Raw genomic sequence first — 17,346 nt, forward strand, 5'->3', positions numbered from 1 at the left:
GGCGGCCGGCCCGCGTCCGGGTCCGGCGGCTCCGGGTGCCCGCCCGGCGCCCGGCGGCCCGCGTCCCGGCCCGGGTGGGCCACGCCCCGCTCCGGGTGCCGGTGGCCCGCGTCCCGCTCCCGGCGCCGGCGGTCCCCGTCCGGCCGCCGGTCCCGGCGGTCCCCGTCCCAACCCGGGGATGATGCCGCCGCGGCCGTCGCCGGGCATGATGCCCGGCCGCTCCGCCGGTGCCGGCCGTCCCGGCGGTGGCCCCGGTGGTGCCGGTGGTGCCGGTGGTCGTGGCCGCCCGGCTGGTCCCGGCGGAGGCGGCGGTTTCCGTCCCGGTGGCGGCGGCGGCGCTCCCGGCGCCGGCGCTCCGGCAGGGGGTGGCTTCCGCGGTGGCGGTGGCGGCGGCGGCCGCGGCCGTGGCCGTGGCGGCTCGGGTGCCGGCACCGCCGGTGCCTTCGGGCGTCCCGGTGGCCGCGGTCCGGTCCGCGGGCGCAAGAGCAAGAAGCAGCGGCGTCAGGAATTCGACTCGATGGCGGCGCCAAGCATGGGCGGCGTCCAGCTGCCCCGCGGCAACGGGCAGACCGTCCGCCTGCCCCGCGGCGCCTCGCTGACCGACCTCGCCGAGCGCATCGGCGCCCAGCCGGCCGCGCTGGTCACCGCCCTGTTCCACCTGGGCGAGATGGTGACCGCCACGCAGTCGGTCAACGACGAGACGCTGCAGCTGCTCGGTGCCGAGATCGGCTGGAACATCCAGGTCGTCAGCCCGGAGGACGAGGACCGCGAGCTGCTCGAGACCTTCGACCTGACCTTCGGCGACGAGGAGGGCGACGAGGAGGACTGGTCGGCCCGGCCGCCTGTGGTGACCGTCATGGGTCACGTCGACCACGGGAAGACGAAGCTCCTGGACGCGATCCGCGACGCCAACGTCGTCGCCCGCGAGGCCGGCGGCATCACCCAGCACATCGGCGCCTACCAGGTCGTCACCGAGCTGGAGGGCGAGGAGCGGCCGATCACCTTCATCGATACCCCGGGTCACGAGTCGTTCACCGCGATGCGTGCCCGAGGCGCGAAGGTCACCGACATCGTCGTCCTGGTCGTCGCGGCCGACGACGGCGTCATGCCGCAGACGGTGGAGGCCCTCAACCACGCCCAGGCGGCCGACGTGCCGATCGTGGTCGCGGTGAACAAGGTGGACAAGGAGGGGGCCAACCCCGCCAAGATCCGCCAGCAGCTCACCGAGTACGGCCTGGTGGCCGAGGAGTACGGCGGCGACACGATGTTCGTCGACGTCTCGGCGGTCACCCGGCAGGGCATCGACGACCTGCTCGCGGCCATCCTGCTCACCGCCGACGCCTCGCTGGACCTGCGTGCCAACACCGAGCAGGACCCGCAGGGTGTGGTCATCGAGGGCAAGCTGGACAAGGGCCGGGGCCCCGTCGCCACGGTGCTCGTCCAGCGCGGCACGCTGCGCCAGGGCGACTCGATCGTGGCCGGCGACGCCTATGGCCGCGTCCGGTCGCTGCTCGACGAGCACGGCAACAAGCTGAAGGAGGCCCTGCCGGCCCGCCCCGTGCAGGTCGTGGGTCTCACCTCGGTGCCTCGCGCCGGCGACACGTTCCTGGTCGTCGAGGAGGACCGGGTGGCGCGGCAGATCGCCGACCGCCGCCAGGCCCGCATCCGCAACGCCCAGAACGCCTCCATGCGCAAGCGGATCAGCCTCGAGGACCTCGACGCCGCGCTCAAGGAGAACCGCCAGCTCAACCTGATCATCAAGGGCGACAACTCGGGCACCGTCGAGGCGCTCGAAGAGGCGCTGATGAAGATCGAGGTGAGCGACGACGTCTCGCTGCGGGTCATCCACCGCGGGGTCGGCTCGATCACCAAGAGCGACATCGACCTGGCGCTGGCCGACGACGTCATCGTCCTGGGCTTCAACGTCCGGGCCGAGGGCCAGGCCACGGAGCTGGCCAACCGCGAGGGCATCGACGTCCGGTACTACTCGGTCATCTACCAGGCCATCGACGAGATCGAGGCCGCCCTCAAGGGCATGCTCAAGCCCGAGTACGAGGAGGTCCAGCTCGGCACGGCGGAGGTCCGCGAGGTCTTCCGGGTGCCGCGCATCGGCAACGTCGCCGGTTCGCTGGTCCGCAGCGGCACGATCGTCCGCAACTCGAAGGCGCGGCTCATCCGTGACGGTGCCGTGGTCGCCGACAACCTGACGGTGGAGTCCCTCCGCCGGTTCAAGGACGACGCCACCGAGGTCCGCGAGGGCTACGAGTGCGGTATCGGCCTGGGGTCGTTCAACGACATCAAGGTCGACGACGTGATCGAGACCTACGAGATGCGCGAGATCCCGCGCACCTGAGGAACGACCCCGCCTCCCCACCCCGTGCCCGCCCGGGGTGGGGAGGCCGGGGCCGCCGTCGCCCAGCAGCAGGAAAAGGACCCCCGTCCTCCCCATCCCTCGCCGGTTCGGGACGGGGCCCGGGACGGAGCCGAGTGTTCACGGGGTCGCTGACCGCTGATCTGCTGCTCGGCGACGTCCACTCGCTGAAGGGCAAGCGCGCCGTGGTCCGGCCGATCGTGGCCGAGCTGCGGCGCCGCTTCGCCGTGGCCGCCGCCGAGGTGGGCGACCAGGACCTGCATCGTCGCGTGCAGGTGGGCGTCGCCACCGTCGCCGGGGACGCCGGTCAGGTGACCGACGTCCTCGACGCGTGCGAGCGGTTGCTGGCCGAGCGGCCGGAGGTGACGCTGCTGTCGACACATCGACAGCTCCACTCCGACACCGACGACTGAGAAAGGACCCCATCCTCCCCGCCCCGCACGCCGGGGGCGGGCCCCGGGACGGGGCGACCCGCTCCCCGCAGGCTCGGGGCGGGACCCGGGACGGGGCCACCCCCCTCCTCCCCGCTGTCGCAGCAGAAGGACCCTCCCCCGGCCCTCGCACGCCGAGGGCACCGGGAGGGGTCCGTACCCACCGTCCATCCGGCGTCCTCCCGGACGCCCCGTTCGAGGAGGTCCGATGGCCGATCCGGCCCGCGCCCGCAAGCTGGCGGTCCGCATCCGTCAGATCGTCTCCGCCGCGATCGAGACCCAGATCAAGGACCCCCGCCTGGGCATGGTGACGATCACCGACGCCCGGGTGACCGGTGACCTCCGCGAGGCCACCGTCTTCTACACCGTCTACGGCGACGAGACGCAGATCGCGGACTCGGCGGCGGCGCTGACGAGCGCCACCGGGGTGCTCCGCTCCACGGTGGGGAGGCAGACGGGCATCAAGTTCGTGCCGACGCTCACCTTCGTCGCCGACATCGTCCCGGACACCGCCCGCGAACTCGAGGAGGCACTGGAGCGCGCGCGGCACGCCGACGCGGAGCTCGCCCGTGCCCGCGAGGGCGCCCAGTACGCCGGCGAGGCGGACCCCTACCGCAAGCCCGCCGAGGACGACGAGGACGACCGCCACGACGACGCCGACGACACGGTCGCGTCCGGCACTGCCGATGAGAGTGCCGAGGACCCCGCACGCACCAGGAGCGCACTGTGAGTGAAGTCGACCCGGATCCGTACGAGCCCGGCGAGGGACACGGGGAGTCGCAGCTCGGCGGCGGCGACGTGCCCGCCTCCGGTGATCCCACCGACGGCGGCAAGCGAGGCGAGATCGGGGAGTCGCCGAGCATCGCCTCCGACGAGCCGGAGGACGGCACCGCCTATCCCGTGGGCGGCGGCGACGTGCAGGAGGAGCGCAACGCCCCTCCCGTGGCCGCCCCCGGCCCGGACGCCTGATCCCCGTGTCGCTCACCTCCGCGCATGCGGACGCGTCCGCGCTCCGCACCGCCGCCTCGGTGCTCGCCGAGGCGGCGGACGCCCGCGCCACCGTGGTCCTCTCCGGGCACGTCCAGCCCGACGCCGACGCCCTGGGCAGCACGCTGGCCCTCGCCGAGGGGTTGCGCCGCCGGGGAGCCCGCGTCCTCGTCACCTTCCCCGACCCGTTCACCCTGCCCGCGTCCCTCGGCTGGCTGCCCGGTGCCGAAGGGCTCGTGCCGTCCTCGGCGGTCCCGGCCTCGCCCGACGTGTTCGTCAGCCTGGACGCGGCCTCGCCCGCCCGTCTCGGTGAGCTCGCGGTCCTGCTGGACACCGCCGGCACGTCTGTGGTCGTCGACCACCACGCGAGCAACCCTGGCTTCGGCGACGTCCGCCTGGTCGACGGAGCCGCTCCCGCGACGGTCAGCCTCGTCGCGGGGCTCCTCGACGAGCTCGGCGTCACCCTCGACAGCCGGCTGGCCACCTGCCTCTACGCGGGTCTGGCGGCCGACACCGGGTCCTTCCGCTTCGGCAACACCCGCCCCGACACCCACGAGCTCGCGGCCCGGCTGCTGGCCACGGGGATCGACCACGCAGCGATCAGCCGGCGCCTGTTCGACACCGCCCCCTTCGGCTGGCTCGGCCTGCTGTCGGTGGTGACCGGTCGGGCCGTCCTGGAGCCCGAGGTCGGCGCGGGCCTGGTGTGGACCTGGTCCAGCGCCGCCGAGGCCGCGGAGCACGGACTGCCCGCCGAGCAGCTCGAGGCCCTGGTCGACGTCGTCCGCTCCGCTCAGGAGGCCGACGTCGCCTGCGTCCTCAAGGGGCAGGACGACGGCTCGTGGTCGGTGTCCCTGCGGTCGCGCGGCGCCACCGACGTCGCGCGGGTGGCGATCGCCCTCGGCGGCGGGGGACACGTGCTCGCGGCCGGCTACAGCTCCGCGCTGGACCGTGAGAAGACCATCGAGGCCCTCCGCCGCGAGCTGTCGGCCGCGCGCATCGACTCCTGACCAGGCTCCGGGCTCGACGCGTGGTTCCGACCCCGTCATGACGAAGGGCAGTTCCTCCGTCGTCTCGCTCGCGCTCCCGGCGCTCGTCGTGCTCGCGGCCGAGCCCCTCTACCTGCTCGTCGACACCGCCGTCGTCGGCAACCTGGGCACCGTTCCGCTCGGCGGGCTCGCCGTCGGCGGCGGACTGCTGGCCTGGGCGGCGGCGCTGCTCAACTTCCTGGCCTACGGCACCACCGCCCGCGCCGCCCGCCGGGCCGGCGCCGGTGACCGTGACGGTGCCGTGGCCGAGGGGGTCCAGGCGACCTGGCTGGCCGTGGGGCTCGGGCTGGCGGTGCTGCTGCTGTTCCAGCTCCTCGCCGGACCGCTGACCCGCCTGCTGGCCGGCGGTCCCGGCCCGGTCGCCGAGGCGGGGGAGCAGTGGCTCCGGGTCGCCGGCCTGGGGGCGCCGCTGCTGCTGATCTCGCTGGCCGGCAACGGCTGGCTGCGCGGGGTCCAGGAGCTGCGCCGCCCGGTGCGCTACGTCGTCGCGGGCAGCCTCCTGAGCCTGGTGCTCTGCCCGCTGCTGGTGCACCCCGCCGGTCTCGGGCTGGTCGGGTCGGCCGTGGCGAACGTCGTGGGGCAGGCACTGACCGCCGCGCTGTTCGTCCGGGCGCTCGTGCGGGAGGGCGCGGACTGGCGGCCCCGGCCGGCGGCCGTCCGCACGCAGCTGGTCATCGGCCGCGACCTGCTCCTGCGCGCCGCGGTGCTGCAGGTGTCCTTCCTGGTGGCCGCCGGCGTGGCGGCACGGACCGGTACCGCCGCCCTCGGCGCGCACCAGATCGCTCTCCAGCTGTTCTTCTTCCTCGCCCTGGTGCTGGACGCCTACGCGATCGCGGCCCAGACACTGGTCGGTCACGCCCTGGGCGGCCAGCGCCCGGCCGAGGCGCAGGCCACGGCGGCCCGGGTCGCGCTCTGGGGCCTGGGCACCGGTGTCCTCGTCGCCGCGGCGCTCCTGGCGCTGCGGGACGTCCTCGTGCCGCTGTTCACCGACGATCCCGCCGTCGTCGCGCAGGCCGTGGTCGTCTGGTGGTTCCTGGCCGGCATGCAGCCGCTGGCCGGGGTGGTCTTCGCCCTCGACGGCGTCCTCATGGGCGCCGGCGACGTCGGTTACCTGCGCACGGTCACGATCGGCTCGGCCGTGGGCGGGTTCCTGCCGCTGTCCCTCCTGGCCGGCCCTCTCGGCTGGGGGCTCGCCGGCGTGTGGACCGGCCTGTGCCTGTTCATCGGGCTGCGGCTGGTGGGCGTCCTCGCGCGGGTGGCGGGTGATCGCTGGCTGACCGCGCCTGTGACAGTTACCGGGTGAGTCCGCGAACACGACGCGCGAGTGGGCATCGCAGCGAGGTGCCCGGGAGCCGGCAGGTAGCGACCGCGGAGCGGAGCCATGAGTAGGCGCCGTCCCGATGCCGACGTCCCTCCCGGCCTGCTGCTCGTCGACAAGCCGGGTGGGATGACCTCCCACGACGTCGTCGCCCGGGCGCGGCGGGTGCTGTCGGTCCGCAAGGTCGGGCACGCCGGCACGCTCGATCCGATGGCCACCGGCCTGCTGGTCCTCGGGGTCGGCGCCGCGACGCGCCTGCTCGGGTACGTGGGCGGCCACGACAAGACCTACGACGCGACCATCCGGCTGGGGCGGACCACCGTCACCGACGACCGGGAGGGCGAGGTCCTCACCGCCACCCCCGCGGGGCACCTGGACGACACGGTGATCCGTGCCGCGCTCGCCGCGCAGACCGGTCCGCTGCAGCAGGTTCCGTCGTCGGTGAGCGCGGTCAAGGTCGCCGGCCGCCGCTCCTACGACCGGGTCCGTGCCGGCGAGGAGGTGGAGCTCGCGCCCCGCTCGGTGGTCGTCCACCGGCTGGAGGTCCACCGCGTCGTGCGGGCGGAGCCGGATCTCGTCGACGTCGACGTGACGGTGTCCTGCACGGCCGGCACCTACGTCCGCGCCATCGCCCGTGACGCCGGCGCGGCACTGGGCGTGGGCGGGCACCTCACCGCCCTGCGCCGCACCGCCTCCGGACCGTTCTCGGTCGAGCAGGCGGCGCCGGTGGAGGACGCCGGAGCGGCACTGGTCAGCGGTCGCGGTCCCGGCTTCCTGCCCATGACCGAGGCCGCGACCACCGTCTTCCCCTCCCGGCGCGTCGCGGCCGACGAGGCGCGCGCGCTCGCCTACGGGCAGCGGATCCCGGCCACGGGATCGCCCGGGCTGCATGCGGCGGTCGACCCCGACGGCCGCCTCGTCGCGCTGCTCGAGGACTCCGGTCCGACCGCCCGGGTCGCGGTCGGCTTCCCGGCCGCGTGAGAACCTGTCCTCCGTGAGCACTCTCGACGACCGGCTCGATGACCTCGCGGCGCAGTTCACGCCGCTACCGGGAGTTCTCGTCGCCTTCTCCGGGGGCGTCGACTCCGGCGTCGTCCTGGCTGCCGCCGTGCGGACCCTCGGCCCCGACCGCGTCGTCGCCGCCACCGCCGTGTCGCCGAGCCTGCCCGGCGCCGAGCGGACGGCTGCGGCCGCCTTCGCCGCGTCGCTCGGCGTCCGCCACGAGCTGCCCCGCACCGACGAGCTGTCCCGCGAGGGGTACCGCGCCAACGCGGGGGACCGGTGCGCCTTCTGCAAGACCGAGCTGATCGAGGTCCTGACCCCTCTCGCCGCGCGCCTGGGCATCGCCGACGTCGTCACCGGCACCAACGCCGACGACCTGCGGGCCGGCTTCCGGCCCGGTATCCGCGCGGCCGCCGAACGCGGCGCGTGGGCGCCGCTCGCCCGCGCCGGCATGACCAAGGACGACGTCCGGGCCGCCGCCCGACGGTGGGGCCTGCCCCTGGCGGACAAGCCGGCCGCCGCCTGCCTGGCCAGCCGGATCGCCTACGGCGTGCCCGTGTCGGCGGAGGGGCTGGCGCGGGTGGAGGCGGCCGAGACGGCACTGCGCGCGGCGATGACGGCCGCGGGCCTGGCCGTCCGGGACCTGCGGGTGCGCGACCTCGGTGGCGACACCGCCCGCGTGGAGGTGGATGCCGCGCTGGTGGGCGAGCTGACCGGTCGACCGGACCTGCTGGCCGCGGTGGCCGGCTTCGCCCGGGTGGAGATCGACCCCCGCGGCTTCCGGTCCGGGTCGATGAACGAGCTGCTGCCCGATCCGGTCCGCTACCGCTGAGCCGTCTCGCCCGCCGTTCCCCGGCCCTCGTGCGCCGACCGCACGATCCGCGCGGCGGCCACGCCCGCGCCGAAACCGTTGTCGATGTTGACCACGAGCACGCCGGGTGCGCAGGCGGTGAGCATCGTCAGCAGGGCGGCCAGCCCCTCGAAGGCCGCGCCGTAGCCCACCGAGGTGGGCACCGCCACGACGAGCCGGTCGGTGAGCCCGGCGACCACGCTGGGCAGCGCGCCGTCCATCCCGGCGGCGACGACGACCGCGTCGGCGGCCGCCACGTCGGGGGCCACGGCGAGGACGCGGTGGACACCCGCCACGCCCACGTCGTCCACGCGGGTGCAGCCCACCCCGGACGCCCGCAGGGTGGCCGCGACCTCGGCGGCGACGGGTCCGTCCGACGTCCCGGCGGTGAGGACGAGGACGTTGCCGACCGGATCGGGCAGGTCCCCGACGAAGGCGCAGCGCGCCTCGGCGTCGATGACCGCGTCGGGCCACCGCTCGCGCACCGCGGCGGCGGTGGCCTCGTCCACCCGGGTGGCCCAGGCCGGGTGGGCTCCGCCGTCGAGGAGCGCCGCGAGGCAGGCGACGGTCTGCGCGGGCGTCTTGCCGGCCGCGTAGACGACCTCGGGTGTGCCGGTGCGGTGGCCCCGGTCCAGGTCCAGTCGGGCGAAGCCCAGGTCGGTGATGCGCTGCGAACTCACGCTGCCCAGGGTGCCTCATCCCGGGGTTGACCGACCGGCCAGCCGGGAAGGGGAGGGCCATGAGCGTCGTCAAGATCAACGCGATCACCGTTCCACCGGACAAGCAGGCCCGCTTCGAGGAGCGCTTCCGTGGCCGCGCCGGAGCCGTCGAGACCACTCCGGGGTTCGAGTGGTTCGAGCTGCTGCGCCCGCTGGAGGGCACCGACCAGTACCTGGTGTACACGAGGTGGACCAGCCAGGAGGACTACGAGGCCTGGCAGTCGAGCCAGGACTTCGACCGCGCCCACGACGGCGGCGGCGACACCCTGGCCTCCGCCGCGCCGCACTCGGCCCACGTGTGGACTTACGAGGTCCTCGAGTACGCCGGACCGCGGGTGAACCAGGAGAACCAGGCCTGATCGCCGCTCCGGGCGGCGGTGGGCTCACGGCCGCCGCCCGCCGCGGGGATAGTGTGACGACGGCTCCCGGTGGTCGCCGGAGGCCGTCCGACACGCGCACGCAGGTGGGAGCCATGACCGACACGCTCAGCGACAGCCGTACCTCCTCGCGGATGTTCACCGAGGACGTGCCGGTGGTCGTGGAGGACGTGCGGCGCCGCCCCGCCGCCGAGCGCAACGAGTTGCTCTCCGACCCGGGCTTCGGCCGGTACTTCACCGACAGCATGTTCGTGGCCCGATACGACGCCGGCCGCGGGTGGTACGACGCGCGGTTGACCCAGTACGCGCCGCTGCAGCTGGACCCCGGCACCGCTGCCCTGCACTACGCGCAGTCGATCTTCGAGGGGCTCAAGGCCTACGCCCAGCCCGACGGCAGCGTCGCCACCTTCCGGCCGGAGGCCAACGCCGCCCGCTTCGTCCGCAGCGCGCAGCGCCTGGCGATGCCGCCGGTGCCTCAGGAGGCGTTCATCGCCGCCGTCGACGCGCTGGTCGACGCCGACCGCGACTGGGTTCCGACCGGACCTGACCAGACGCTCTACCTGCGGCCCTACCAGCTGGCGGTGGAGTCCTTCCTGGGGGTCCGTCCGGCGCACGAGTACCTGTTCCTGGTCATCGCCAGCCCGGCCGGCGCGTACTTCCCCCGGGGCGTCCACCCGGTGTCGGTCTACGTCTCCGAGGACTACGTCCGGGCCGCCCCCGGCGGCACGGGCGACGTCAAGTGCGCCGGCAACTACGCCGCCAGCCTGCTCCCTCAGCAGCAGGCCAGCGCGCTCGGGTGCGACCAGGTCGTGTACCTCGACGCCGTGGAGAAGAAGTACATCGAGGAGCTGGGCGGGATGAACCTGTTCTTCGTCCTCGGATCCGGCGAGGCGGCCGAGCTCGTCACCCCCGAACTCTCCGGCACCCTGCTGCCCGGCATCACCCGCGACTCCCTGATCACGCTCGCCCGCGACATGGGGCACCGGGTGACCGAGCGGAAGGTCAGCCTCGAGGAGTGGCGGCGGGGCGTCGCCGACGGCACCGTCACCGAGACCTTCGCCTGCGGCACCGCCGCGGTCATCACCCCGGTCGGCGAGGTCAAGGCCCGCACCGGCGACTTCACCGTCGCCGACGGCAACCCCGGCCCGCTCACCATGCGGCTGCGCGAAGCGCTGCTCGACATCCAGCACGGGCGGGTGGCCGACACCCACGGCTGGCTGCACCGGGTCTCCTGAGCGGCTCGCGTGCGGCGCTGGCGGGGCGTGGAGGCCACCCCGGGTGATCTCGGCCGGACCGTGGTCACCGTCGGCATGTACGACGGCGTCCACCGGGGCCATCAGAAGCTGATCGGTGTCGCGGTGGCGCGGGCCCGCGCCATGAGCCGTCCGTGTCTGCTGCTGACGTTCGACCCGCACCCGGCCGAGGTGGTCCGCCCCGGCTCGCACCCCGCGATCCTGACCTCCATGGACCGCAAGGCGGAGCTGGTCGCGGAGCTCGGCGTCGACGCGATGTGCGTGGTGCCCTTCACCCCGGAGTTCATGCGGCTCGCGCCCGAGACGTTCACCCACACGGTGCTCGTCGAGCACCTGCACGCCGCGCAGGTGGTGGTGGGGGAGAACTTCACCTACGGGCACCGGGCGGCGGGGACCGTCGAGACGCTCCGCGCCGAAGGGCGCCGCTTCGGGTTCGCCGTCGAGGGGGTGGCCCTCGCCGAGGACTCGTCCGACGGCGGTGAGGTGACGATCTCCTCCACCTACGTGCGGGCGTGCGTGGCCGCGGGCGACATGGTGTCGGCGGCCCGTGCCCTCGGCCGGCCGCACCGGGTCGACGGCGTCGTGGTCCGCGGGGACCAGCGTGGCCGGGACCTGGGCTACCCGACCGCGAACGTGGAGACGCCGCCCTTCACCGCCATCCCGGCCGACGGTGTCTACGCCGGTCACCTGGTCACCCGCGACCGGCGCAGCGGCGCCAGCCGGGAGCGCCGGCCGGCCGCCATCTCCGTGGGGACCAATCCCACCTTCCAGGGCAGCCGGCGGACCGTCGAGGCCTACGTGCTCGACTACCAGGGCGACCTCTACGGCGAGCACGTCGGCGTGGAATTCGCCCACCGGCTGCGTCCCATGGCCGCCTTCCCCGACGTCGACGCGCTGCTCGCGGCCATCGCGAAGGACGTGGCCGACACCCGGAGCGTCCTCGGGCTGGAGTGACCCGCCCCGCGCGGTCGACCATCGTCCGCGCGTCGGTCGGCACGGCGCGTCCCCGCTGATGCCCGACCCGGTCACGATGATCGACCCGGCGGCCGGCGGTACGTCCGATCGCCGCTGGTAGTCTGCTGGTCGCCGTCCCTGCACGGCGTGTGCAGCCTGCCCCCGTGATTCAGACCGGGGGCCACACGTGACCCGCCCCGGAGGCGATCAATGGCGCTCGACAGCGCGCTCAAGAAGCAGATCATGACCGAGTACGCCACGGTCGAGAACGACACCGGTTCGCCCGAGGTGCAGGTCGCGATGCTGACCCGCCGGATCAGCGACCTGACCGAGCACCTCAAGTCCCACAAGCACGACCACCACAGCCGGCGGGGCCTGCTGCTGCTGGTCGGCCGTCGCCGCCGGCTGCTGAACTACCTGGCGAAGACGGACATCACCCGCTACCGCTCACTGATCGAGCGGCTGGGTCTGCGCCGCTAGGCACGACGAGGGGGCCGCTCCCGGGACATCCCGGGACGGTCCCCTTCCTCGTGCGGCACCCGCCGCACGGGGAGAACCGGCCCGCCGCCGGACGCGTCCCCGCAGGGCCGGTCCTCGGTAGTGGCCCCCGGGCACGTATCGGATCCTCCCGCGCGGGGAACCGACTCCCGAGGGCTTCGATCGAGCACCGGTCACCCCGGACGCAGGACGGCTCAGCACCAGAGCAGCGGGTCGTCAGAGGAGTCGCAGGTCGGCACGAGGCCGCTGCGACGAGAAGAGAGAAGGACACATGTCCGCACCCACCACCACCGGCAGCCCTGTCAACAACCCAGTGGCGGCCGAGTTCGACCCGGAGGACGGCGTCACCACCGCCACCGCGGTCATCGACAACGGCAGCTTCGGCACCCGGTCCATCACGTTCGAGACCGGCCGCCTGGCCAAGCAGGCCGCCGGCTCCGTCGTCGTCAGCATGGGCGACACCATGCTGCTGTCGGCCACCACGGCCGGTCGCTCCCCCAAGGAGCAGTTCGACTTCTTCCCGCTCACCGTCGACGTCGAGGAGCGGATGTACGCCGCGGGCCGCATCCCCGGCTCGTTCTTCCGCCGTGAGGGACGCCCGTCCGAGGACGCGATCCTCACCTGCCGCCTGATCGACCGCCCGCTGCGCCCGACGTTCGCCAAGGGCCTGCGCAACGAGGTCCAGGTCGTCATCACGGTCCTCTCGCTCGACCCGGCCCACCTCTACGACGTGCTGGCCATCAACGGCGCCTCGGCGTCCACCCAGCTGTCCGGGCTCCCGTTCTCGGGTCCGGTCGGCGGCGCCCGCGTGGCGCTGATCAACGGCCAGTGGGTGGCCTTCCCGACCCACACCGAGCTCGAGGACGCCGTCTTCGACATGGTCGTGGCCGGCCGTGTCCTCCCGGACGGCGACGTCGCGATCATGATGGTCGAGGCCGAGGCCACCGAGAAGACGCTCCAGCTGGTCGCCGGGGGCGCCCCGGCCCCGACCGAGGAGGTCGTCGCGCAAGGGCTCGAGGCCGCCAAGCCCTTCATCAAGGTGCTGTGCGAGGCGCAGAGCGCGCTGGCGGAGAAGGCGGCCAAGCCGGTCGCCGACTTCCCCCGCTTCCTCGACTACCAGGACGACGTCTACGCCGCCGTCGACGCCGCCGCCGCGGAGCGCCTGGCCCAGGTGCAGGCGATCGCCTCCAAGCAGGAGCGCAACGACGCCACCGACGCCCTCAAGGACGAGGTCGTGTCGTCGCTGGCCGGCCAGTTCGAGGGCCGCGAGAAGGAGATCTCCGCCGCCTTCCGCGCGGTCACCAAGAAGGTGGTCCGTCAGCGCATCCTGCGCGACAAGGTCCGCATCGACGGTCGCGGCCTGGCCGACATCCGGCCGCTGTCGGCCGAGGTCGAGGTCGTGCCCCGCGTGCACGGCTCGGCCCTGTTCGAGCGCGGCGAGACCCAGATCCTGGGCATCACCACGCTGAACATGCTGCGCATGGAGCAGCAGCTCGACACCCTGTCGCCGGTCGACCGCAAGCGCTACATGCACAACTACAACTTCCCGCCGTACTCCACCGGTGAGACCGGCCGCGTGGGGTCGCCCAAGCGCCGCGAGATCGGCCACGGCGCGCTCGCCGAGCGGGCGCTGGTGCCGGTCCTGCCCGACCGCGAGGAGTTCCCCTACGCGATCCGGCAGGTCTCCGAGGCCCTGGGCTCGAACGGCTCGACCTCCATGGGCTCGGTCTGCGCCTCGACCCTGGCCCTGCTCAACGCCGGTGTGCCGCTCAAGGCGCCGGTCGCCGGCATCGCCATGGGCCTGGTCTCCGACGAGGTCGACGGCAAGACCGAGTACGTCGCGCTGACCGACATCCTCGGCGCCGAGGACGCCTTCGGTGACATGGACTTCAAGGTCGCGGGCACCCGCGACTTCGTCACCGCGCTGCAGCTGGACACCAAGCTCGACGGCATCCCGTCCGACGTGCTGGCCCAGGCCCTGACCCAGGCCCGTGCGGCCCGGCTGCACATCCTCGACGTGATGAACGAGGCCATCGACGCCCCCGACGAGATGAGCCCGTACGCCCCGCGCGTGACCACGGTGCGCATCCCGGTCGACAAGATCGGCGCGGTCATCGGCCCCAAGGGCCAGATGATCAACGCGATCCAGGACGAGACCGGTGCCGACATCACCATCGAGGACGACGGCACGATCTACGTCGGCGCGTCCGACGGCCCCTCGGCCCAGGCCGCGGTGGACCGGATCAACGCCATCGCGAACCCGCAGATGCCCAAGGTCGGCGAGCGGTTCCTCGGCACGGTCGTCAAGACCACGCCGTTCGGTGCCTTCGTCTCCCTGCTGCCCGGCAAGGACGGCCTGGTCCACATCAGCAAGCTGGGTGCGGGCAAGCGCATCGGCAAGGTCGAGGACGTCGTGAACGTCGGCGACAAGCTGCAGGTGGAGATCACCGACATCGACGCCCGCGGCAAGATCAGCCTCGTGCCGGTCGCCGCGGACGGCGAGGGCTCCGGCGAGCCGGCTCCGGCCGAGGCCGCCCCCGCGGGTGAGTGACGACTGAAGCCATCGGGACCGGGGCGGGTGCGGGTGCATCCGCCCCGGTTCCCGTCGGGGAGACCGTCCTGCTCGACCTCGACGAGGTCGGCGGGCGGGTGGAGCGCACCGAGCTGCCCGGGGGCCTGCGGGTCCTGACGGAGACGATGCCCGGCGTGCTGTCGGCGACGCTCGGCATCTGGGTCGGCGTCGGCTCCCGCGACGAGACCTCGGAGCTGTCGGGCTCGTCCCACTTCCTCGAGCACCTGCTGTTCAAGGGGACGGCGACCCGCAGCGCGCTGGAGATCGCGACGGCCATGGACGCCGTCGGCGGGGAGATGAACGCCTTCACCGCCAAGGAGCACACCTGCTACTACGCCAACGTCCTGACCAGTGATCTCCCGCTCGCGGTGACCCTGCTGTCGGATCTGGTCACCGAGGCCTGCAACACCGCCGCGGACCTGGAGTCCGAGCGCACCGTGGTCCTCGAGGAGATCGCCATGCGCGACGACGAGCCCTCCGACGCGGTGCACGACCTGTTCGCCGAGACCCTGTTCGGCGACACCCCCCTCGGCCGGTCGGTGCTGGGCACGGTGGAGTCGATCGAGGGGCTCACCCGGGACGCCGTCGACGGCTGGTACCGCAGCAGGTACACCGTGCCCTCGATCGTCGTGACCGCGGCCGGGCGCGTCGACCACCGGCAGGTGCTCGACCTGGTCATTGCGGCGTTCGGCGACCGCCTCTCCGGGGACGCGCGTCCTGCCCCCCTGCGCACGGGCGATGCCGTGATCGACAAGCCGGCCCGCCCGGCCGGGCTGATCGCGCGCCGCACGGAGCAGACCCATCTGCTCCTGGGCACCCCGGCGATGGGACGGCTGGACGATCGCCGCTACGCCGCCGCCGTCCTCGACGCCGCGGTGGGCGGCGGGATGAGCTCGCGGCTGTTCCAGGAGATCCGCGAGAAGCGCGGCCTGGTCTACAGCGTCGGGTCGGCCCTGTCGCACTACGCCGGAGCGGGCTCGTTCTCCGTGTACGCGGGGTGCTCCAAGAAACGCGTGCCCGAGGTGCTCCGGCTCGTCCGCGCCGAGTTCGACCGCGTCGCCACCGAGGGCATCACACCCGAGGAGGTCGCTCGCAGTCGCGGCCAGCTCAAGGGCGGGCTCGTCCTGGGCCTCGAGGACACCGGCTCCCGGATGAGCCGGCTGGGCAAGAGCGAGCTGTCCTACGGGGAGTACCTGCCGGTGCGTGAGGTGCTCGCCCGCATCGACGCCGTCGACGAAGGTCGGGTGCGCGACGTGGCGGCCCAGCTCTTCCGTCAGGAGACCTGTCTGGCGGTGGTCGGGCCCTACCGCGAGTCCGACCTGGACCGGCTCTGAGCCGCGCGAGCCGATGCGTGCAGCCCTCCAGGTCCACGGCGCCCTGTCCCGGGGCGTCTTCGCGGTCGTCGTCCTGGTCTCGCTGGCGGTCCTCTTCGCGCCGGCGGACGACGTCCCGTCCGCGCCGCCCGGGGTCGACAAGATCGTGCACGCCGGCCTGTTCGCCGCCCTGGCGCTGAGCGGCCGCTGGGCCGGGACCGGACACCGGGTCCTCGCCGGGCTGCTGGTGCTCTACGCCGCCGTGAGCGAGGTGATCCAGGGCGTCACCTCGCTGAACCGTTCGGCCTCGCCCGCCGACTGGCTGGCCGACGTGGCGGGCCTCCTGCTCGGTCTGGCCCTCTGGCAAGCCGTGTCCCGACGGCGGGAGCCGGCAGCCTGACGAGGGTGCCGTCTTGCGCCCTGGCGGTCGGCCGGGAAACCTGACCGCGTGACGACCAGTACCTCGACCCCGGGCACGCAGCCCGCGCACACCCCGACGGCGGAGGCCCCGCTCATCAACGTCGGGGTCCTGGGCGCTCGTGGGCGGATGGGCACCGAGGTCGTGAAGGCGGTCAACGCCGCCGACGACCTCGAGCTGGTGGCCATGGTCGACGCCGGCGACTGGCTCTTCGACCTCGCCAACGCCGGTGCCCAGGTGGTCGTGGACTTCACCCGGCCGGACGTCGTCATGGACAACATCCGCTTCTGCATCGACAACAACATCCACTGCGTCGTCGGGACGACGGGCTTCGACGAGGCGCGGCTGGCCACGGTGGCCGAGTGGCTGGAGCCCAAGCCCGACGTCGGGGTCGTCATCGCACCCAACTTCGGCATCGGGGCCGTCCTGCTCATGAAGTTCGCGCAGGAGGCGGCCCGCTTCTTCCCCTCCGTCGAGGTCGTGGAGCTGCACCACCCCAACAAGGTCGACGCACCCTCGGGCACGGCGGTGCGCACCGCCCGTCTGGTGGCCGCAGCCCGGCGGGCCGGCGGCCTGCCTCCCGCCCCCGACGCGACGACCGACTCGTTGCCCGGGGCGCGGGGTGCCGACGTCGAGGGCGTTCCCGTGCACGCGGTCCGGCTCACCGGACTGGTCGCACACCAGGAGGTGCTCATGGGCGCGGCGGGGGAGACCCTCACCCTGCGCCACGACTCGTACGACCGCGCGTCCTTCATGCCGGGCGTCCTGCTCGCGGTCCGGGAGATCGGCCGACGTCCCGGCCTCACCGTGGGCATCGAGAGCTTCCTCGGTCTCTGACGATCCTGGTCTTCCGGCCGCCCCGGCCCACCGGTCCGCCCAGCCCGCTGTGAGCCGGTCGACACGGGGCACGGGCAGGGCCGCGTCCCGGCGGTGGTTGGACCCGGTGTCGCCGAGGTCCTACCGGTGCGACGGCATGCGATCCGCTGGGGACAGCGCCCGGGAACGCCCGAAGCCGGCCGGCGGTCGCATCCGGTGTCGCCCGGCTCGAACCGAGGCGGCAGGGGTGTTGGCCTGAGCCGGCACAGTGCCCGGGAAGGCCCGGAGCCAGCCGGCGGTCGCATCCGCTGACGTCCCACCGGAGCCGGTGGGACACGGAGACGGACGCCACGTCCCAAGCCCGCTGCGAAGGGCCCCGGAGATGGTGTACCGTTCTGTCTGCGCCGCGCGGCCCGGGAGG

17 protein-coding genes are annotated in these 17,346 nt (G+C 73.7%); 16 read left to right on the top strand and 1 reads right to left on the bottom strand.

The genetic code is table 11. From position 1 onward, the window contains the following. Positions 1-517 precede the first annotated feature (517 nt). The 8 genes from infB (at position 518) to larE (ending at position 7,987) form a co-directional block, all read left to right on the top strand. Positions 518-2,353, top strand: coding sequence for a translation initiation factor IF-2 (infB, locus tag ACFSHS_RS18930; protein ID WP_376879468.1), 1,836 nt, complete (start codon positions 518-520; stop codon positions 2,351-2,353). A gap of 134 nt (positions 2,354-2,487) precedes the next feature. Continuing rightward, complete coding sequence (locus ACFSHS_RS18935; protein ID WP_376879470.1) at positions 2,488-2,784, top strand: DUF503 domain-containing protein; 297 nt, start codon at positions 2,488-2,490, stop codon at positions 2,782-2,784. 226 nt (positions 2,785-3,010) lie between these two features. Beyond that, a complete protein-coding gene (gene rbfA, locus ACFSHS_RS18940; RefSeq protein WP_376879472.1) occupies positions 3,011-3,532 on the top strand; it encodes a 30S ribosome-binding factor RbfA in 522 nt (173 codons plus the stop codon). Next, positions 3,529-3,771: a hypothetical protein gene (locus ACFSHS_RS18945; RefSeq protein ID WP_376879475.1), complete on the top strand. Its 243-nt coding sequence runs from the start codon at positions 3,529-3,531 to the stop codon at positions 3,769-3,771. Before rbfA ends, ACFSHS_RS18945 begins: the two co-directional genes overlap by 4 nt. A 5-nt stretch (positions 3,772-3,776) precedes the next feature. After that, positions 3,777-4,796: a DHH family phosphoesterase gene (locus ACFSHS_RS18950; protein WP_376879477.1), complete on the top strand. Its 1,020-nt coding sequence runs from the start codon at positions 3,777-3,779 to the stop codon at positions 4,794-4,796. 37 nt (positions 4,797-4,833) lie between these two features. After that, positions 4,834-6,138: an MATE family efflux transporter gene (locus ACFSHS_RS18955; protein WP_376879480.1), complete on the top strand. Its 1,305-nt coding sequence runs from the start codon at positions 4,834-4,836 to the stop codon at positions 6,136-6,138. A gap of 78 nt (positions 6,139-6,216) precedes the next feature. Continuing rightward, the gene (gene truB, locus ACFSHS_RS18960; RefSeq protein WP_376879482.1) at positions 6,217-7,134 is read left to right on the top strand and encodes a tRNA pseudouridine(55) synthase TruB; all 918 of its coding nucleotides are present in this window, start codon (positions 6,217-6,219) and stop codon (positions 7,132-7,134) included. 13 nt (positions 7,135-7,147) lie between these two features. Beyond that, positions 7,148-7,987, top strand: coding sequence for an ATP-dependent sacrificial sulfur transferase LarE (gene larE, locus ACFSHS_RS18965; protein ID WP_376879485.1), 840 nt, complete (start codon positions 7,148-7,150; stop codon positions 7,985-7,987). On the opposite strand, the gene larB is transcribed toward larE, so the two are convergent. After that, positions 7,978-8,685 (bottom strand): nickel pincer cofactor biosynthesis protein LarB, encoded by a 708-nt coding sequence (larB, locus tag ACFSHS_RS18970; RefSeq protein WP_376879487.1) that lies wholly within the window; start codon positions 8,683-8,685, stop codon positions 7,978-7,980. The two genes, larE and larB, sit on opposite strands and share 10 nt — an antisense overlap. A gap of 59 nt (positions 8,686-8,744) precedes the next feature. Here larB and ACFSHS_RS18975 point away from each other — a divergent pair, with 59 nt between their 5' ends. From ACFSHS_RS18975 to dapB, 8 genes are all read left to right on the top strand, one after another. After that, the gene (locus ACFSHS_RS18975; protein WP_376879489.1) at positions 8,745-9,083 is read left to right on the top strand and encodes an antibiotic biosynthesis monooxygenase family protein; all 339 of its coding nucleotides are present in this window, start codon (positions 8,745-8,747) and stop codon (positions 9,081-9,083) included. A gap of 113 nt (positions 9,084-9,196) precedes the next feature. Then, complete coding sequence (locus ACFSHS_RS18980; protein ID WP_376879492.1) at positions 9,197-10,336, top strand: branched-chain amino acid aminotransferase; 1,140 nt, start codon at positions 9,197-9,199, stop codon at positions 10,334-10,336. Positions 10,337-10,345: 9 nt separating this feature from the next. Further along, complete coding sequence (locus ACFSHS_RS18985) at positions 10,346-11,308, top strand: bifunctional riboflavin kinase/FAD synthetase (RefSeq protein ID WP_376879495.1); 963 nt, start codon at positions 10,346-10,348, stop codon at positions 11,306-11,308. Between the two features lie 210 nt (positions 11,309-11,518). Continuing rightward, positions 11,519-11,788 (top strand): 30S ribosomal protein S15, encoded by a 270-nt coding sequence (gene rpsO / locus ACFSHS_RS18990; protein WP_376879497.1) that lies wholly within the window; start codon positions 11,519-11,521, stop codon positions 11,786-11,788. Positions 11,789-12,077: 289 nt separating this feature from the next. Beyond that, positions 12,078-14,357 carry a polyribonucleotide nucleotidyltransferase gene (locus ACFSHS_RS18995; RefSeq protein ID WP_376879499.1) on the top strand — a complete coding sequence of 760 codons (2,280 nt, stop codon included), beginning with the start codon at positions 12,078-12,080 and terminating at the stop codon, positions 14,355-14,357. Further along, positions 14,354-15,712 carry a M16 family metallopeptidase gene (locus ACFSHS_RS19000; protein WP_376879502.1) on the top strand — a complete coding sequence of 453 codons (1,359 nt, stop codon included), beginning with the start codon at positions 14,354-14,356 and terminating at the stop codon, positions 15,710-15,712. The genes ACFSHS_RS18995 and ACFSHS_RS19000 overlap by 4 nt, the downstream gene beginning before the upstream one ends. A 13-nt stretch (positions 15,713-15,725) precedes the next feature. Further along, entirely contained in the window at positions 15,726-16,091 is a 366-nt protein-coding gene (locus ACFSHS_RS19005; RefSeq protein ID WP_376879504.1) for a VanZ family protein, read from the top strand. A 48-nt stretch (positions 16,092-16,139) separates the two neighbouring features. After that, the gene (gene dapB, locus ACFSHS_RS19010) at positions 16,140-16,946 is read left to right on the top strand and encodes a 4-hydroxy-tetrahydrodipicolinate reductase (RefSeq protein ID WP_376879507.1); all 807 of its coding nucleotides are present in this window, start codon (positions 16,140-16,142) and stop codon (positions 16,944-16,946) included. Positions 16,947-17,346 lie beyond the last annotated feature (400 nt).

It is taken from the genome of Blastococcus deserti (assembly GCF_042682525.1).
Lineage (GTDB): Bacteria > Actinomycetota > Actinomycetes > Mycobacteriales > Geodermatophilaceae > Blastococcus_B > Blastococcus_B deserti.

Bases quoted from the DNA above. Each gene is read 5' to 3' on its own strand.
- rbfA (WP_376879472.1), top strand. From the start codon at position 3,011: ATGGCCGATCCGGCCCGCGCCCGCAAGCTGGCGGTCCGCATCCGTCAG.
- truB (WP_376879482.1), top strand. From the start codon at position 6,217: ATGAGTAGGCGCCGTCCCGATGCCGACGTCCCTCCCGGCCTGCTGCTC.
- ACFSHS_RS18955 (WP_376879480.1), top strand. From the start codon at position 4,834: ATGACGAAGGGCAGTTCCTCCGTCGTCTCGCTCGCGCTCCCGGCGCTC.
- ACFSHS_RS19005 (WP_376879504.1), top strand. From the start codon at position 15,726: ATGCGTGCAGCCCTCCAGGTCCACGGCGCCCTGTCCCGGGGCGTCTTC.
- ACFSHS_RS18980 (WP_376879492.1), top strand. From the start codon at position 9,197: ATGACCGACACGCTCAGCGACAGCCGTACCTCCTCGCGGATGTTCACC.
- rpsO (WP_376879497.1), top strand. From the start codon at position 11,519: ATGGCGCTCGACAGCGCGCTCAAGAAGCAGATCATGACCGAGTACGCC.
- infB (WP_376879468.1), top strand. From the start codon at position 518: ATGGCGGCGCCAAGCATGGGCGGCGTCCAGCTGCCCCGCGGCAACGGG.
- ACFSHS_RS18995 (WP_376879499.1), top strand. From the start codon at position 12,078: ATGTCCGCACCCACCACCACCGGCAGCCCTGTCAACAACCCAGTGGCG.
- ACFSHS_RS18975 (WP_376879489.1), top strand. From the start codon at position 8,745: ATGAGCGTCGTCAAGATCAACGCGATCACCGTTCCACCGGACAAGCAG.